Raw genomic sequence first — 17441 nt, forward strand, 5'->3', positions numbered from 1 at the left:
GGTTCTAATTCGAAGGGCGTGCAGAAATCGGCAAGTCACAGCCCTTCGATCCGAGCGCAAGGAGAAGATGCAACGCCGAACAAAGGCGGGGCGTTTAAGATGCGGGTCGTTCCGACCATGCTGAAATATTTGAATATTTCGGCGCAATGGGCCTTACCGGCCTTGCATCCCCGGCGCGTATCTCGCACTCTTGTTCACAAGTCGCACCATGCCCGGGCGGTTTTTGGTGCATGGTCCATCGTGCCCACCGCCCCGGCAAAACAGGGAGGACCCCGTGGCCGATACGGACCCGAACAAGAGCTATGTCGCCCTTCTGGGCTGGAGCCTGCGTGCCATCGCCGGCGTCGCCAAGTTCAACCGCAAGTACGTCGTCATCGCCCCGGCGTGGGCAGAGCAGTACGCCAAGGAAAACGACATCCCCTTCATCGCCTGGGACTTCGAGCGCCTGAACGAGCGGTCCTGGGAGATCGCCAAGATGCTCCAGGACGAGGGTGTCGAGGTCGCCGTGCCGCTGTACGAGGAAACGGTGGAATGGGCCGGCGCCATCAACGCCGTGCTCCAGAACAAGCCGCGCCTTCTGTCACAGGCCATGCTGTTCCGCGACAAGGCGCTGATGAAGCGGCGCGCGCAGTTGGCGGGCATCCGCGTCGGCATTTTCGAGGAAGCACACGACAAGATCGACGTCGTCCGCTTCCTCAAGCGCGTCAACCAGACGCTGCTCAAGCTGGACGGCGACCCCAACGACCCGATCCACTTCAAGGCCTTCGACAAGGCGGGCTGCCTGGGGCACCGGGTCATCCGCACCGTCGACGACGTGGAGAACATCTCCGACGACGAGTTCCCCGCCCTGCTGGAAAGCCACCTGGACGGCTGGGAGTTCGCCTGCGAGGTCTTCATTCACAACCGCAAGATCCGCTTCCTGAACATCTCGGAATATGTCCACCTGGGTTATTCCGTGTTCATCCCGGCCAGCCCCAAGCTGGAGGCCTATCGCGAGCAGATCACCCGCGAGATCGAGAAGCTGATCGACGCCTTCGACATCGACTACGGCCTGATCCACCCCGAGTACTTCATCGCCAACGACGGCGTCATGTACTTCGGCGAGGTTGCCTATCGCGTGCCCGGCGGCAACGCCTTCGAATTGATCGAGCGCGCCTACGGCTTCAATGCCTATCAGGGTCAGGTGCTGTGCATGGACCCGAAGGCGACGGACGAGGAGATCGAGGCGTTCTTTCCCAAGGAGGTCGTGGAGGCCAAGGGCCACGCGGGCTGTTTCCTGGTCTACCCGCGTCGGCGTGTCGTTTCGGAGATGCAGATCCCCGAGGAAACCGAGAACGACCCCTACTTCGAGTACCACGATCTGGCACCGCCCCTGGAACAGAAGGTTTCCAAGCGTGCCGCCTTCGGTAATCATTGGGGCACCTGCTATTTCTTCGGCCCCGACGCCGACAGGATGAAAGAGGTGCTGCTCGAGCAGGAAGAGCGCGACTTCTACACCTAGCGTCCGGGACACGGGGTTCCGCGGCGCTGGATCGAAGACAAGCGCGCCACGGAGAGGGAGTGTTGCGTGACTGAACCCGGAACGGGGGCGGCCGAGGACCCGGCCGTCACCCTGGAGCGCCTGACAAGCCGTTTCGACGACTGTCTGGCGCGCCTTGCCGATACGCCGGCTTTCGCCAAGCACACGGCAAAAAGCGGCGTCATCGACTATGGCCGCCGCATCATGGGCCTGCCGGGCGGGCCTGCGGTGCTGTACGACCGCGTGGCGAAAATGGAGGAGGCCGGCATCTTCGCCGGCACCGACTGGGACCACCCGGAGATTCTCCAGGCGCCGCTGGCGCCCAACACCCTGCGCACCGCCGACCAGTCCACCGCCACGCTGGAATGCCTGAGCGAGCTGCGGCTGCTGGCGGTGGGGCTGGACGACTACTTCCATCCCGCCATTTCGTCGGAGCAGGCGCGGCACTTCGTCAGCCAGGTGCTGGCGCTGAACCTGACGTTCCTGTTTTCCGCGCCGAGCGAGGCCGACCGGGTGGCGCTGGGGCGGCTGGCGAAGCCCGTGCGCAATCTCTATGCCTTCATCGCCGAGCGCACCGGCTACGACAACATCATCGGCAGCCTGATCACCGAGATCGAGCGCATCCTGGCGCAGCGCCCCATCATGGTGGACGACGTGAAGGCCATGGTGACGCAGATCGCCATCTGCATGGCCGACGCCAGCATCGACACCGCCGCCGCCGGGCGGGGCGCCGACCGCCTGGTCAGCGCCCTGTTCGGCCCGACCGCAGGCTGCCGCGAGGACCCGGGCATCCAGGTCTATGCCGAGCGGCTGGAGACCATGGACGCGCATATGCTGACGCAGGAGGCCAACGGCTTCGCCCGCGCCATGCACGACACCGGGCTGGTCTCGCCCTACCATCCGGTCTTCCTGCGCTATGTGGCCTACCAGCGCCCCGACCTGGTTTCGGCCGCGCTGGGGCTGAGCAGCACCGGGCGCGACGGCTTCCTGTGCTATCAGCAGCTGGTTTTGCGGCTGATCGAGGACGCCGTCCATGTGGAGACGGCGCAGTCCGTCTACGGCCTGGCGCTGATGCTGGAGCGCGGGATTCTCTACGCCCCCGCCATCGGGCCGGCCTTGTGGCGGCAGATATTCCTGCCGCTTCATCCGGCGGTGGAGCAGTCCATCGCCGCCACCTTCGGTGCGGCGCGGCCGGCGCGGGTGTTCCTGCTGGCGGGCGTGCTGACCGTGCTGGGCCAGCCCATGGGCGTGGGGCAGGGGAACAATCCCACCTGCCAGTCGGCCCGCGCCATTTCCATGTGGGCCTTCACCGACCCCGACTACCTGTTGCAGCTGATCGCCTGGGCGGCCCGCGACAACACGCTGACCATGCACTTCGAGGGGCAGCCCATCACCTCGTCGGAGCTTGCGCAGGGGCTCATGGCCGGGCCGCTGCTGGATGTGGATGCCGTGTCCATCGCGCTGGTGCCGCACCTTGACCGCGTCTACATCGAGATGGGCCGCCACACCGCCGGCCGCCCCGGCGACCCGCACCGCTGGATCAACGCCGAGTTCCACGGCTGGTGGGTGGGCCGCGGCTGCCGTCTCGCCATCGACGTGCCGACGGGGATGCTGGAGGATTTCGAGGGCTTCGTGCGGCAGTTCTATGCCACCTATCATCCCTACCACAACGGCAACCAGCCGGTGATCCACCCGCAGCCGGCGGGCATTGCCGTCACCGACAGCGCGGCGCGGTTCATCGGCTGGCACGCCATCGCCATCTACCGCGTCGGCCTGGACCCGAGCGGCGGGATGCGGGTGTACTTCTACAATCCCAACAACGACGGCGGCCAGGATTGGGGCGACGGCGTGGTGGTGTCCACCGACGGGAACGGCGAGCGCTTCGGGGAAAGCTCGTTGCCGATCGCGCAATTCGCCTCGCGGCTTTACCTCTTCCATTTCGACGAGCGCGAGCGCGGCTGGCCGGAAACGATCACGGCGGAAGAGGTGCAGACGGTCGAGGATCTGGCCCGCCGAAGCTGGGCCGCCGCACGCTGAGCGTCCTGCACGGCACAGAAGAAGGGCTCCGCCCCTGGGGAAAGGAGTGGAGCCCTAGTCGTGAAAGAACCGCCCCGGAAGCGCGCCCCGTCGGGGGTCGATGACCGGGCGCCCCTCAGGCAGGTGCATTCCCCACACCGGCGTATCCTTCAGGATAATAATGTATCCTGTAAGGTTCGATATTCCCAGGGAGGTGGGGGATTAAGCCGGAAGGGCTAGTTGCGGACCGTTAGACCGCGTCAGACGCGCGGGTCGCGCGCCGACGCGGCTTCCAGGGCCGCCGTGCGGTCGCGCAGGGCCGCCAGTCGCGCGATGGTGCCCGCCACGGTCTCCTGGGCCAGGGCCAGCACCGCTTCGTCCTGCGCGCGGTCGACGACGCGCATGAGCATGTCGTATTCCTCGTTGGCGAGGCGGATTTCGTGGCGCAGCATCTGCACCAGCGACACCGCGTCGCCCAGGTCGGCGTCGGTCGCCGGGGCCGCCTGCGGGTCCCGCCGGGCCGCCTGATCCTCCAGCAGCGCCGCCGTCTGCGGGTCGCCGCTCAGGCGCGCGACGGCCGCCGACATGCGGTGGCGGGCGGCGGCCTCGGCGTCGCGGTCGGCCAGCCATGCCGCCAGATCTTCCACCGTCTCCACGTCCGGGGCCTGGCTGGGCGAGGACCCGCCATGCTCCGCCCGCCAAGCGTGGCGGCGCTCCAGGCGCAGCAGGGCGACGTGGTGCAGTTCCTCGTCGGCCATGCGCTCGGCGTATTCACGCACCGTCGGGTCGGAAGACTTGGCGGCGACATTGGCGTAGAAGGCGAAGGCCCGTTCCTCGTTCCGCACGGCCAGTTGCAGCGCCTTGTAGCTGGTCAGGCTTTCGGCCCCGCCGGCATCGGCCAGGGCGGCCTCGGCGATGCCTTCGGCCATGTCCCAGGTGAACGACAGGCGTTGCTCGGGCTCCACCTCGGCGCGGCTGGCCCAGGCCTGAATGCCTTCCTCGTGCTCGCTTTCCATGGCCTTGAGGCGGCGGAAGAGGGCGGCCAGGTCGGGCACGTCGATGTCGTCCATGCGCTCGGCCAACTGGTCGTAGCGCCGCGCCGCCTCGCGCTCCATGGCGGTGGCGACGGCGAACAGGTCCTCCGGGCGTTCGATGGCGGGCACGGAATCGAAGGTAACCGGGGGCGTGTCCTGCGCCATGACAAGGGTCTCCGTCAGCATTCGGGTATGTTGGAATCAGGATGGCGCGGAGTTTTGCCGCGCCCCTTGATCCCGGTCAACGGGGTAAGGCTGCTTATTGTGCCGGCGTCAGCTTGAGAAGGGCTCCGTCGGGCTCGTCGGTCAGCACGTAGACGGCGCCATCCGGCCCCTGCTTGACCGCGCGCACCCGCTGCCCGATGGGCAGGCGCTCCTCGCTTTGCACGTCCTGGCCGTTCAGTTCCAGGCGCGAGACGGCGTTGGAGACCAGTCCCCCCACCAGCAGATCGCCCTGCCACTCGGGGAACAGGTCGCCGGTATAGAAGTCCATGCCCGATGCCGCGATCACCGGGTTCCAGTAGTGGATGGCGTCGGCGAACTCCGGATGCGACGGCGGGTCGGGGATGGGCTGGCCGTTGTAGTGGCGGCCCCAACTCACCACCGGCCAGCCGTAGTTGCGCCCGGCCTCGGGCACGTTGATCTCGTCGCCGCCCTGCGGGCCGTGTTCGTGCATCCACAGACGCCCCGTCTCCGGGTGTACCGCCGCCCCCTGGCTGTTGCGGTGGCCGTAGGACCAGATTTCCGGCAGCGCGCCTTCCGTGTTCACGAAGGGATTGTCGTCGGGCACCGAGCCGTCCGGCCACAGCCGCACCACGGTGCCCAGGTGGTTGGTCAGCTCCTGCGCCGGCTGGAACTTGAAGCGCTCGCCCAGGGTGATGAACATGTACCCGTCGGGCGTGAAGGCGATGCGCGACCCGAAGTGGTTGTTGCCCGTCATCTTGGGGATCTGGCGGAACACCACGTCCACGTCCGTCAGCCGCATGCCGTCCAACTTCGCGCGCGCCGCGGCGGTGGAGGCGCGGCCCTGCTGATTGGCCTCGGCATAGGTGAAGTAGATCCAGCCGTCCTCCTCGTAGGTCGGGCCGATGCGCACGTCGAGAAGGCCGCCCTGGCCGCGGTTGAACACCTCGGGCACGCCCTCCAGCGGCGCGGACATGGTGCGCTCCTGCGGGTAGACGATGCGCATCTGGCCGGGCCGCTCGGTCACCAGGATGCGGCCGTCGGGCAGGAAGTCCATGCCCCACGGGTGGTCGAGGCCCGTCACCACGGGCTCCACGTTGACCGGGCCGCGCTGGGCGTCGATCTGCTGGGTCTGGGCCGCGGCAGGCGCCGGCGCGGTCAGCAGCGGCGCGAAGGCCGTGGCGGTGGCGACAAGGGCGGCGGACAGGATCGGCATCCTTGGTGACATGCGCGCTCTCCCTTCCTGGGTGCGAACGATTGTGGTGGCGGTTGTCCCTCAACATGAACCCGTCGGGCCGCCGGGGCGTTGCCGCGCGGCCCGGTTTCCACCCATATGGGGTCGGCTTGGCCGGTTTCCGCCCCCGGCCGTTGAACCGGGGAGGGGAGTGGAGTAAAACCCGGTCACCTTGATCGTATCGCAGCGCCGGAGGTTTCCTTGGCCGCATATCAGTACATCTACGTGATGAAGGGGCTCACCAAGATCTATCCCGGTGGGCGCGAGATTCTCAAAGGGCTGACGCTCTCCTTCCTGCCGGGCGCCAAGATCGGCGTGCTGGGCCCCAACGGCGCCGGTAAGTCCACCGTGCTGAAGATCATGGCCGGCATCGACAAGGACTTCGGCGGCGAGGCGTGGTCCGCCGAGGGCGTCAAGGTCGGCTACCTGCCGCAGGAGCCGGAACTGGACGCATCGAAGTCCGTGCTGGAGAACGTTCTCGACGGCGTGCGCGAGATCAAGGACCTGGTGGTGCGCTTCGAGGAAGTTTCCGCCAAGTTCGGCGATCCCGACATCACCGACGACGAGATGAACGACCTGATGGTCGAGCAGGGCGAGCTGCAGGAAAAGATCGACGCCGCCGATGCGTGGGAGATCGACCGCCGCGTCGAAATCGCCATGGACGCGCTGCGCTGCCCGCCGGGCGACGCCGACGTCGCCAAGCTGTCGGGCGGTGAGAAGCGCCGCGTGGCGCTGTGCCGCCTGCTGCTGTCGCACCCCGACATGCTCATGCTCGACGAGCCCACCAACCACCTGGACGCCGAGTCCGTGGCCTGGCTGGAACGCTTCCTGCGGGACTACTCGGGCACCGTCGTGCTGGTCACCCACGATCGCTACTTCCTGGACAACGTCACCGGCTGGATCCTCGAACTCGACCGCGGCAAGGGCATTCCATACGAGGGCAACTACTCCAGCTGGCTGGAGCAGAAGCAGAAGCGGCTCCAGCAGGAGCAGCGAGAAGAGGCGTCGCGCCAGCGCACCATCAACGCGGAACTGGAGTGGATCCGCTCCAGCCCGAAGGCCCGCCAGGCCAAGAGCAAGGCCCGTATCACGGCCTTCGACAACCTGGTGGCGGAAGCCGGCAACAAGCAGCTGGACCAGGCGCAGATCATCATTCCCGCCGGCGAGCGCCTGGGCAACCTGGTGATCGAGGCCGAGGACATCTCCAAGGCCTACGGCGACCGCCTGCTGATCGAGGACCTGTCCTTCAAGCTGCCGCCGGGCGGCATCGTCGGCGTCATCGGCCCCAACGGTGCGGGCAAGACGACGCTGTTCAAGATGATTACCGGCCAGGACGAACCGGACGGCGGGTCCCTGCGCGTCGGCGAGACCGTGAAGCTGGGCTACATCGACCAGAGCCGCGACAGCCTGGACGACAAGAAGACCGTCTGGGAGGAAATCTCCGACGGGCTGGACGAGCTGGAGCTGGGCAAGCGCAAGATCGCCAGCCGCGCCTACGTGGGCCAGTTCAACTTCAAGGGCCCGGACCAGCAGAAGCGCGTCGGCCAGCTTTCGGGCGGTGAGCGCAACCGCGTGCACCTGGCCAAGATGCTGAAGTCCGGCTCCAACGTCATCCTGCTCGACGAACCGACCAACGACCTGGACCTGGAGACCCTGCGGGCGCTGGAAGTGGCGCTTCTGGACTTTCCGGGCTGCGCCGTGGTCATCTCGCACGATCGCTGGTTCCTGGACCGCATCGCCACCCACATCCTCGCCTTTGAGGGCGACAGCCAGGTCACCTGGTTCGAGGGCAACTACGAGGATTACGAAGCCGACCGCAAGCGCCGCCTGGGCGCCGAGGCCGAACAGCCGCACCGCATCAAGTACAAGCCCCTGGTGCGCAGCTGATCGGTCCCGCGGCACGCCGCATGAAGAAGGGGCGGCCCGTCGGGCCGCCCCTTTTCGCATTCCGGCTTCGCCCGGTCGGGCGTCGCGCCGTGCTTGTCAGGCGGCGGCGGCCGGGGCCGGGGCGCGCTGCTCGCCGGCCAGCGGGTCGTTGCCGAACCGGTTCGGGCCGTCGGTGCCCTTGCCGATCATCCAGATCACCAGGACGATCCAGCCGACGATGGGAATCAGGCTGATGAGCGCCCACCAGCCGGAGCGGTCGGTGTCATGCAGGCGACGCACCATGACGGCGATGCTCGGCAGAAGGATGGCGATGTTGAACACCGCGTTGAGCGGGCTCCACATGTTGTGCGGGAACATCACCGCGTCCAAGATCGACGTGCAGATGCTCACGACCACCGTGAACAGGGTCCAGTACCAGTATTCCGCGCGGCGGGCGCGGCCGGAAAAATCGACATATTTCTTGAAACAGATGCTGATGGCATCGACGAAGTTCATATCCCCTCTCCGCGATACGTTATGGAGGCGGAGACGGTATCCGATTATGTTTTTACCGCATAGAGTAATTGCACATAACCTTCTGAAAATCATAAAAATGACGCCGGAGCCGGGCGGCGGACGGCCCCGGCTCCGGCGTCGACGGCCGAAGGGCGGCGGGTGTCACAGGCCCGGAACCACCTCCACCTTCATCCATCCGGCCTGGGCCTGGTCGAAGGTGCGGTAGGCGTCCAGCACGTTGGTCATGGGCTGGACCTGGGTCAGCACCCGCAGCGGGTCGATGCTGTTGGACCGCACCAGTTCCACCAGGTGGGGCAGGTACTTGCGGTGGTTGCAGTTGCCCATGTTGATGGTCAGGTTCTTCTGCATCGCCTGGCCGATGGGGAAGCTGTGGTCGGTGGGTGGATAGACGCCGATGATGCCCAGCGTCCCCGCCTTGGCGACGGCCTGCACGCTCCACTCCAGCGCCTGGTTGGGCGCATCGCCCGGCGCGAAGACGTCGGCGCCGGCGCGTCCGCCTTCGGCGATGGCGTCGCGTTCGGCCTTCTGGCGGCCCGCCTGCTGCTCCGCCTCTTCGGCGGCGGGGCCGGAACGGGGCGGATGGGCGTCCACGCCGACGGCGTCGATCACCCGGTCGACGCCGATGCCGCCGGTCAGCTCGCGGATCATCTCGACGGGGTGTTCGCGGCCGAAGTTGATGACCTCCGCCCCCTGCATCCGCGCCATTTCCAGCCGGTCCTCGTTGTCGTCGACCACGAGAATCCGCTCCGCCCCCAATTGCCGAGCGGACACGATGGCGAACTGCCCGACGGGCCCGGCGCCGAACACCGCCACGGTGTCGCCGTCGACGATCTCCGCAAGGTCGGCGCCGAAATAGCCGGTCGGATAGATATCCGACAGCAGGATGGCGCGGTCGTCGTCGATGTCGTCGGGCAGCTTCACGAGGTCGGTGTTTGCAAACGGGATGCGCGCGTACTCCGCCTGCAATCCGTCGAAGGGCCCGGTCTGGCCGGGGCCGCCGTAGAAGGCCGTGCCCGCCAGATGGCCGTTGGGATTGGCGGTGTCGCACTGGGCGTGGTAGCCGGCGCGGCAGTAGTTGCACGACCCGCAGGAGATGGTCGACGGGATCACCACCCGGTCGCCCTTCCGCAGGTTGCGGACGTTGGGGCCGATTTCCTCGACCACGCCCACCCCCTCGTGCCCCAGCACCGTGCCAGGCACCATGCCGGGCAGCGAACCGCGCACCATGTGCAGGTCGGTGCCGCAGATGGCGCTGGCGGTCAGGCGGACGATGGCGTCGGTCGGCTGCTTGATGGAGGGGTCGGGCACGTCCTCCAGGCGGACGTCGCCGATATCATGGAACACCACGGCTTTCATGGGGGCCTCCTTCACTGGCGTTCTGCCGTTTGGGATGCCCGCTGAACGCCAAGGAGTCCGTGCCGTTGCGCGTTTCAAGCGGCGGTTTCAATCGCCCAGGCGCCTTCTCGCCTGAACGGTCGCGCGCCATCAGGGCTCAGGCCGCCACCGTCTCCACCACCGACCGTCCGCCGCCGGCCTTGGCGACGCGCACCTGCACGCCGATGCGGTCCACCATGGCCTGCACATGGCTGATGACGCCTACCTTGCGCCCCGTCGCCTGAAGGGCTTCCAGGGCGGAAATCGCGACGTCCAGGCTGTCGGCGTCCAGCGCGCCGAAGCCTTCGTCGATGAACAGGCTTTCCACCAGCGCCCGCTCGCCGGACATGCTGGCAAGCCCCAGCGCCAGCGCCAGCGACACCAGGAAGCGTTCGCCGCCGGACAACGATCCGACGCCGCGCACCTCGTCGCCCATCTCGCGGTCGATGACCTGCAGGTCCAACTCGCCGCCCGGCGCGCGCTGGAGCACGTAGCGCGGCGTCAGGTCGGCCAGGTGGGCGTTCGCCATGCCCAGAAGCCGGTCGAGCGTCAGGCTTTGGGCGAAGCGGCGGAACTTGTCGCCCTTGGCCGAGCCGATGAGGTCCTGCATGGTCGCCCACAGGTCGGTGACCTGGCGTTGTTCGGCCATGCGGTCTTCCAGGTCCCGGCCCTTGTCGCGCTGCGCCGCGTCGTGGGCCAGCCGCGCCCGCTCCCGCGCCGCCGCCTCCTGGGCGGTGTCGCAGGCCAACCGGCGCTCGTCGACCTGGGCGGCGAGATCCTCTTCCGGCGTTTCGGGCGCGGGCGTCTGATGGTGGGCGTCGAGCGCCCTGCGCCGGTCGTCGAGCACCGCGCGGGCGGTGGTGACGGCGGTGTCGACCTCTTTCAGATGCGCCTCCAGCGCCGCGACGGCATCCTCGCCCTTAGCCAGGGCCGTACGGGCCTCCTCCAGCGTCGCGCCCGCTTCCGCCAAGGCCGTGTCGCGCCCCGCCAGCGCCCGGTCGCGGGCCTCGGCGGTGTCCGCCAGCCGCTTGCGCAGGACGTCGCGGGCCGAGACGGCGGCGGAGCATTCGGCGGCAGCCTCGGCGGCGGCCTTCTGCGCCGCGTCCAGGTCCGACTGCGCCGACAGCCGCGCGCCGTTGAGGCGGGAACGGACCGACGCCGTCGGCTCGCCCTCGAACAGCTTGGCCCGCTCCGCGCGCAGCCGCTCGTGCTCGCCGGCGGCTTCTTCCAGGCTCGACTGGGCGGTGTCCAGGGCATCGCGCCGGTTGGCGGCATCGGCCTCCGCGGCCCGAATGTCGGCGTCCAGCCTGTCCAGCGCCTGCCGCGCGTCTTCCAGCGCGCGGCGGCGGTCCGTGAAGGCGTCCGCCAGCGACCGGCAGCGATCGGCGAGGGTTTGCCAGCCGGCGCGCGCCTCGGTGCGCCAGTCGGGCAGGGGGGCGAGGGCGTCCTCCAGGGCCACCTCGGCGCTGTCGCGGGCCTTGGCGGCGCGCACGGCCTCGCGCTCCGCGGCCTCGCGGCGGGCCTCGGCATCGGCCAGGTTCTTCTCCAGGCCGGACAGGGCGTCGCGCTCCTGGTCGCGGGTCAGGCGCAGGCTGCCCAGATGCCTGGCGCGCCGGTCGGCCTCGCCGCGCAGGCGGGCGGCTTCCGCCATGTCCTGCTCGGCGGCCTCGCGGGCGCGGGCGGCCTCGGCGGACTGGTCGGCCAGCGCGGCATGATCGGCCTCCGCCGCCGTCGCGGGCAGGGACAGGCCGTGGGCGCGCGAGCGGGCGTCGGACCAGCTTTCCGCCAGTTGCGCCACCTCACGCTTGAGGCGGCGTTCCTCCTCGGCGCAGGCGTTGAGGGCTTCGTCGGCGCTGGCACGGTCGATGTCGGCCTGGCGCTGGGTGGCGTCCAGCGTGCGCGTGTCCGCACGCAACGCCTCCACCCGGTCCCGCTGCTCGCGGGCCAGGGCGTCCAGCGCCGTTTCCGAATGCGTCAGCGGATGCTCCTCCGAGCCGCAGACGGGGCAGGGCTTTCCGTCGACCAGCAGGCCGCGCAGCTTGGCGGCGGCCTCGTCGGCGGCGGCCTCCGACAGGTCCAGCGCCCGTTGCGCCTCGCTCAGGCGCTGGTCGAGCAGGCCCCGCCTGGCCTCCATCTCCGCCAGCGCGTTGTCGGCCTGGGCGCGGCGCTTGCGGGCGGCCTCGGCGCGGGCTTCATGGGCGGCCTTGCGCTCGGCCAGGTCGTCGGCCAGCCCCGCCAGCCGTGCCAGCTCCCCCACCGCGTCGGCCCGGGCGGCGGCGCGGGCGCGGCGGTCTTCGAGTGCGGCGGGGTCCAGGGCCTCCAGCCGCTCGGCGATGGGTTGGAGCGCGGCCTCGCCCTCGGCGATGGCGGCTTCGGTGTCCTCCAGCCGGGCGGCACGCTTGCGGTGGTTGGCGGTCAGGGTGGCATGCCGTTCCGCCAGTTCCCGCGCCTGTTTTTCGGCGGCGGAGAGGGCGCTGTCGGCGTCCGCCCAGTCCTCGATCTCGCCGATCCAGCGGTCCACCTGCTCGGCCAGCGGGCGGTGGCTGTCGTGATCGGACAGCCATGTCTCGGCGTCCCGCGCCGTGGCCTCGGCCCTGGCGCGGGCGTCCTTGCGGGACGACAGGGCGTCCTCGGCCTCCTTTCGCCTGGCGGCGGCGGCATCGCGGGTGGCGGTGCAGCGGGATACATGCTGCTCCGCGCCCTCGATCCGGCTGTCGAGCGCGGCGGCGGCGTCCAGGTCGGGGCCGGCGTCCTTGAACGCCTTTTCCGCCGCGTCCAGGGCCGCGCGCGCCTGCTTGCCGCGCGCCTGGGCGGCGTCGCGGGCGGCTTCGGCATCGCGGCAGCGGGTTTCGGCGGCGCCGGCCTCGCCGGACAGCCGCTCGTGATCCGCCGTCAGCCGGTCGGCCTCGTCGACCATGGGCCGCAGGCGCTCCAGCCGGCGAAGGGTCGCCAGTTCCTCGCGCCGGGGGGCGGCCTGCTGGCGGGCGTCCTCGGCATCGGCCAGCGCCTGTTCGGCGGCGGTGACGGCCTCCCGCCGCGTGCGGGCCTCGGCGTACCACGTCTGCTGCGCCCGCAGGCCGTCGAGCGCCTGCCGGGCCGCCCTGGCGTCGGCCTCGGCGGCCTGGGCGGCCCGCGCGGCCGCCTCGCGGTCCTCGGGCGTCAGCAGGTCCAGCGCCCGGCGCTGGGCGTCCAGCGCATCCAGCGCCTCGCGTTCCCGCTTGTGGCGTTCGAACGCGGCCACCGACAGCGCGCCGTAGATTTCCGTGCCCGTCATCAATTCCAGAAGGTCGGCGCGGTCGGCGGGACGGGCCTTGAGGAAGGCGTCGAAATCGCCCTGCGCCAGCAGGACCGAGCGGCGGAACTGCTCGAACGTCAGGCCGGTGCGGGCGGCGATCTCGGCCAGAACCTCGGTCTTGGTGGAGCCGATCTGCTGACCCGTCTCCAGGTCCGTCAGGCTCATCTCCTGGTTCTGGAGCCGGCCCGAGGCCTTGTTGCGCGCCCGGCGCACCTGCCAGCGCGCGCGGTAGCGGCCGCCGTCGCGCCCGGCGAAGTCCACCTCGGCGTATCCTTCCGCCTCGCCGTGGCGCAGGATGGTGCGCGGGTCGGTGCCGGTGACGTGCAGCGATGCGTCGGCGCCGGCCTGCCCGATGGCGACCTTCGCGGCGTTCTCAAGGCGCGGGAAGCGGTCGTAGAGCGCGACGCACAGCGCATCCAGCAGGGTCGACTTGCCCGCACCCGTGGGGCCGGTGATGGCGAACAGCCCGGCGCCGGACAGCGGCCCGTCCTCGAAATCGACCTCGAACTCGCCGGCGAGCGCCGTCAGGTTCCGGCCGCGGATGGCCAGAATCCTCATGCCGGTGCCTCCTCGGCCGCCGCCGGATGCTCGGGCGCCTCGCCCTGCACGGCTTCCATCAGTTCGTGGAAGGCGTGGCGGTGGGCAGCGTCGGGCGTGCCGTCGTAAGCCCGCGCCCAGGCCTTCTCGAACACCTCTTCCGGGTCGAGGCCCGCCAGGTCCGGCGCGTCGGCGGTGGCGGCGAGCGCCTGGCCGGTGCCGCTGTATTCCACCGCCAGCCGGCAGAGCCGCACCGGCTTGTCCGCCAGGGCCTGCTCCACGTCGTGGCGGAGCGAGGGGCTGGGCGCGTCCAGCCGCACCACGACCTCCAGGTAGGGGCGCAGGTCGCGGCCGGGGTCGGGCTCGGCCGGCAGGTCTTCAAGCTCCTTCAGCACCGTTTCCGGCGGGGCGGCGCCGGTGGAAGGAATGCGGATGTAGTCGATGACGCGCGGCACCGGCAGTCCGGTGACCGTGCAGGGCGTGGCGGCGTCGGTCACCTCCACCAGCAGGGCCTGGTGCCTGTAGTCCTTTTCCGTCACCGACAGCGGGAAGGGGCTGCCGGAATAGCGCATGGTCTCCCGCCCTGCGACGCGCTGCGGCTTGTGCAGGTGGCCGAGCGCCACGTAGGCGCAGTCGTCGGGAAAGATGTCGGCCGGCAGGGCGTGCTGGTTGCCGCCCAGCACGCGCCGCTCGCTCAATTCCGACAGGGCCGCGCCGCTCATGTAGCAGTGCCCGGTGACGATGAGCGGCAGATCGCCCGCCGCCGCGCGCGCGTGGGTGATGAAGCGGTCGTACACGCTGCGCACCCCGTCGATGAGCGGGTCGCGGGTGTCGTCGGCCTCCTTCAGCGGCGGCAGGTCGGCCATGCGCAGGAAGGGCACGGCGCAGACCATGGCGCGCGGGCGGTCGCCGGCGTCCCGCAGGGTCACCAGCGCGTCCGCCGGATCGCGCGGCAGGCTGCCGATGACGCGCACGTCGAAGGGCTTGAGGATGGCGTCGGGGGCCTCCAGCCGGGTTGCGCTGTCGTGGTTGCCGCCGATGATGACGATGTCGAGCTTCGGCCGCCGCTTCTTGGCCTTGGCGAGAAAGTCGTACAGCCGCCGCTGCGCCGAAACGGGCGGGTTCTGGCTGTCGAAGACGTCGCCGGTGACCAGCAGGGCGTCGACGTCCTGGTCGTCCATGGTGTCCAGCAGCCAGTCCAGGAATGCCCGGTGCTCCGCGTCGCGCGGCAGGCCGTGCAGGTCCTGGCCCAGGTGCCAGTCGGAGGTGTGGAGAAGCCGTAGCGGCGCGGGATCGGTCGTCATGCGCCGCATCATGCCAGAGGCCATTGCGCCGCGTCACCATCCTCGTACGCGAGGCATCAGCCGCCCTCGGCTGGTTGACGGTCGGCGACGGCCGCGCCCCGTTGTCCGGGCGGACGCTCGGCACCGACGGTGGTGTCGGCGCGGGCGCCGCGCTCCAGCTCCGCGTTGATCTCGCCGCCGATCAGGACCGAAAAGGCGCCGATGAAGAACCACATCAGCAGCACCACCACCGCGCCCAGCGAGCCGTAGGTCTCGTTGTAGGACGCGAAGTTGGAGACGTAATAGGAAAACAGCATGCTTGCGGCCAGCCACAGCACCGCCGCCACCACAGAGCCCCAGCTCACCCACCGGAACCGCGGCGGACGGCGGTTCGGGGCGATGCGGTAGATCACCGCCAGCGCGCCGAACAGGCCGATCGCCAGGACGGTCCAGCGGGCCGCGTCCACCAGCACGCCGGTGATGCCCTCGCCGAATCCCAACACGCCCAGCACCACCGGCACCACAACGACGACCAGCAGCGCGACCGTCATGCCCAGGATGAACCCGGCCGTCAGGCCCAGGGCGACCAGGTTGAGCATGATGATGTTCCGCTGCTCTGTCTCATCGTAGACGATATTCAGCGCCCGCATGATCGCCTTCACGCCCTTGGTGGAGGAATACAGGGCGATGGAGGTGGAAACCACAAGGCCCAGGCTGAGAGACGTCTCCTGGGCCGAGAGCTTCTGCACCTGGTCGTCCAGAATGGCGTAGACCTGGTCGGGCACGGTGCCCTCGATCATCTGCAACTGCTGGCTGACCGCCGCCGGGTCGGCCAGAAGCCCGAAGATGGAGATCAGCGCCGCCAGAAAGGGGAACAGCGCCAAAAGCGCATAGAAGGCGCAGCCGGCGGCGATGACGCCCAGGTTGTCGCTCCCCAGCCGAAAATACACCACCTTCGCCACCCGCCAAGCGCGGATGAGGGGGATGCGGCGGGGATGGTCAGCGGCGGTCGAGGCCATGAAAGCGGGTCTCCGATGCGGGGCTCTTTCGAGAGGAACGGGACCATCCGCCGTCGGGTTCTGTTGCAATCGCGCACGGAGTGCGCGCCGGCCGCTGCCGCCGACAAGGTTTTTTCTCTTGCGCGGGCGCGCGAGCGACGGTACCGAACGGCGGGAATACCCGACCATCCGACAACGCCTATCATCCGAGGGGGACACCATGGCCGCCGACATCGACGTGGTCCTGGATGTGCACGACCGGCCGAAACCCGGCGCCTGGGTCGTGCTCAGCCTGCAGCATCTTTTCGCCATGTTCGGGGCGACCATCCTGGTGCCCTTCCTGACGGGCCTCAACCCCGCCGTCGCGCTGGTCTCCAGCGGTCTCGGCACGCTGCTCTACATCCTGTGCACGCGGGCGAAGATTCCCGCGTACCTGGGCAGCTCGTTCGCCTTCATCGCGCCGATCATCTCGGCCTCCACGATCGCCGGGCCTGGGGGCGCGCTGCTGGGCGCGCTGGTGGCCGGGCTGATCTACGTGGTGGTGGCCTTCTTCATCTGGAAGGCCGGCGTGAACTGGCTGCTGCGCCTGCTGCCGCCGGTGGTCGTCGGCCCGGTGATCATGGTGATCGGCCTCAGCCTCGCCTCGGTGGCCGTGGACATGGCCATGAACATCCCCGGCGAGGGCACGTATTCCGCCCCGCACTTCGGCACCGCCATGGCGACGCTGCTGATCGCCATTCTGTGCGGCATGTTCCTGAAGGGCGTGTTCGCGCTGGTGCCCATCCTGTTCGGCATCATCGGCGGCTATCTGATCGGCCTGTCGGTCGGCATCGTCGATTTCAGCCAGGTGACCCAGGCCGCGTGGTTTGCCGTGCCCGACTTCATCATGGCGGACTTCGGCCTGCAGTGGCCGCAGATGGTGGCCTGCATCCTGGTGGTGGCCCCCGTCGCCATCGTGACGCTTGCCGAGCACACCGGCGACCAGATGGTGCTGAGCAAGGTGACGGGCCGCAATTTCCTGAAGGAGCCGGGCCTGCACCGCTCCATCCTGGGCGACGGTGCGGCGACCATCCTGGCCTCGCTGGTGGGCGGCCCGCCGAACACCACCTACGGCGAGAACATCGGCGTCATCGCCATCACCCGCGTCATGAGCGTCTGGGTCATCGGCGGCGCCGCGGTGCTGGCGGTGCTGTTCGGCTTCGTCGGCAAGATCGCCGCGCTGATCCAGACCATTCCGGTGGCGGTGATGGGCGGCGTGTCGATCCTGCTGTTCGGCATCATCGCCAGTTCCGGCATGCGCATGATGATCGACCGCCACGTCGACCTGGGCCGCAAGCGCAACCTCATCATCAGCTCGGTGATCCTGGTGATCGGCATCGGCGGCGCGCTGGTGAACGTGCCCCTGACCTTCGACTTGGCCGACGGCACCACGCTGGAGGCCGATGTCGAGATCGCCGGCATGGCGCTGGCCGCCATCGTCGGCCTGATCCTCAACCTGGTCCTGCCGGGACGCGAGGAAGCGGAGCACGGCGGGTCCATCTTCCTGCGCACGGAAGCGTAAGAAA

At 69.2% G+C, this 17441-nt stretch carries 11 protein-coding genes; 4 read left to right on the forward strand and 7 right to left on the reverse strand.

The genetic code is table 11. The annotated features are described in order from the left end of the window. Nucleotides 1-274: 274 nt before the first annotated feature. Together LG334_RS07135 and LG334_RS07140 are read left to right on the forward strand one after the other, a co-directional pair. Nucleotides 275-1501, forward strand: a complete 1227-nt coding sequence (locus LG334_RS07135) for an acetyl-CoA carboxylase biotin carboxylase subunit family protein (RefSeq protein WP_404384672.1) — start codon at nucleotides 275-277, stop codon at nucleotides 1499-1501. Between the two features lie 66 nt (nucleotides 1502-1567). Continuing rightward, nucleotides 1568-3556, forward strand: coding sequence for a hypothetical protein (locus LG334_RS07140; RefSeq protein ID WP_404384674.1), 1989 nt, complete (start codon nucleotides 1568-1570; stop codon nucleotides 3554-3556). 239 nt (nucleotides 3557-3795) lie between these two features. Here LG334_RS07140 and LG334_RS07145 read toward each other — a convergent pair whose 3' ends face one another. Both LG334_RS07145 and LG334_RS07150 read right to left on the reverse strand, forming a co-directional pair. After that, nucleotides 3796-4734 carry a ferritin family protein gene (locus tag LG334_RS07145; RefSeq protein WP_404384676.1) on the reverse strand — a complete coding sequence of 313 codons (939 nt, stop codon included), beginning with the start codon at nucleotides 4732-4734 and terminating at the stop codon, nucleotides 3796-3798. Nucleotides 4735-4828: 94 nt separating this feature from the next. After that, the gene (locus tag LG334_RS07150) at nucleotides 4829-5980 is read right to left on the reverse strand and encodes a PQQ-dependent sugar dehydrogenase (protein ID WP_404384678.1); all 1152 of its coding nucleotides are present in this window, start codon (nucleotides 5978-5980) and stop codon (nucleotides 4829-4831) included. A 207-nt stretch (nucleotides 5981-6187) separates the two neighbouring features. Here LG334_RS07150 and ettA point away from each other — a divergent pair, with 207 nt between their 5' ends. Continuing rightward, entirely contained in the window at nucleotides 6188-7873 is a 1686-nt protein-coding gene (gene ettA, locus LG334_RS07155) for an energy-dependent translational throttle protein EttA (protein ID WP_404384680.1), read from the forward strand. Between the two features lie 96 nt (nucleotides 7874-7969). Here the strand turns inward: ettA and LG334_RS07160 are convergent, their stop codons facing one another. The 5 genes from LG334_RS07160 to LG334_RS07180 form a co-directional block, all read right to left on the reverse strand. Further along, complete coding sequence (locus LG334_RS07160; protein ID WP_404384682.1) at nucleotides 7970-8368, reverse strand: DUF805 domain-containing protein; 399 nt, start codon at nucleotides 8366-8368, stop codon at nucleotides 7970-7972. Nucleotides 8369-8530: 162 nt separating this feature from the next. Beyond that, nucleotides 8531-9745, reverse strand: coding sequence for a zinc-dependent alcohol dehydrogenase (locus tag LG334_RS07165; protein WP_404384684.1), 1215 nt, complete (start codon nucleotides 9743-9745; stop codon nucleotides 8531-8533). Between the two features lie 136 nt (nucleotides 9746-9881). Beyond that, nucleotides 9882-13616, reverse strand: a complete 3735-nt coding sequence (locus LG334_RS07170) for an AAA family ATPase (RefSeq protein WP_404384686.1) — start codon at nucleotides 13614-13616, stop codon at nucleotides 9882-9884. Then, nucleotides 13613-14899, reverse strand: coding sequence for an exonuclease SbcCD subunit D C-terminal domain-containing protein (locus LG334_RS07175; RefSeq protein WP_404384688.1), 1287 nt, complete (start codon nucleotides 14897-14899; stop codon nucleotides 13613-13615). Before LG334_RS07175 ends, LG334_RS07170 begins: the two co-directional genes overlap by 4 nt. Nucleotides 14900-14955: 56 nt before the next feature. After that, entirely contained in the window at nucleotides 14956-15897 is a 942-nt protein-coding gene (locus LG334_RS07180) for a YihY/virulence factor BrkB family protein (protein WP_404384690.1), read from the reverse strand. A gap of 199 nt (nucleotides 15898-16096) precedes the next feature. Here LG334_RS07180 and LG334_RS07185 point away from each other — a divergent pair, with 199 nt between their 5' ends. After that, complete coding sequence (locus tag LG334_RS07185; protein WP_404384692.1) at nucleotides 16097-17437, forward strand: uracil-xanthine permease family protein; 1341 nt, start codon at nucleotides 16097-16099, stop codon at nucleotides 17435-17437. Nucleotides 17438-17441 lie beyond the last annotated feature (4 nt).

This window comes from Caenispirillum salinarum, assembly GCF_044803115.1.
GTDB lineage: Bacteria > Pseudomonadota > Alphaproteobacteria > Rhodospirillales > Rhodospirillaceae > Caenispirillum > Caenispirillum salinarum_A.